The sequence below is a fragment of the Vibrio sp. 10N.286.52.C3 genome, assembly GCF_041468865.1.
In the GTDB taxonomy this organism is placed as follows: domain Bacteria; phylum Pseudomonadota; class Gammaproteobacteria; order Enterobacterales; family Vibrionaceae; genus Vibrio; species Vibrio crassostreae_C.
The window spans coordinates 1-205 of sequence record NZ_JBFRJM010000097.1 but is presented as its reverse complement, the minus strand read 5'-3'; the positions used below and the strand labels follow the sequence as shown (position 1 = coordinate 205).

Genomic DNA, 205 nt, shown 5'->3' with positions numbered 1-205 from the left:
CCACACAGATTGATGGTTTAATAAGTTAAGAGTAGGAAATACTTTTCCAGATGGGGCTATAGCTCAGCTGGGAGAGCGCCTCGCTGGCAGCGAGGAGGTCTGCGGTTCGATCCCGCATAGCTCCACCATCTTTAAGTGTTCTTCCTTAAGAATCTTTAAAAATGGTTATTTCTTTTGAAATATCTAGCTCTTTAACAATTTGGAA

At 42.0% G+C, this 205-nt stretch carries 1 tRNA gene; it reads left to right on the top strand.

Annotation, left to right across the window (positions count from 1 at the left end):
• Positions 1 to 52: 52 nt before the first annotated feature.
• Positions 53 to 128, top strand: a tRNA-Ala gene (locus tag AB4138_RS23175).
• Positions 129 to 205: the final 77 nt, after the last annotated feature.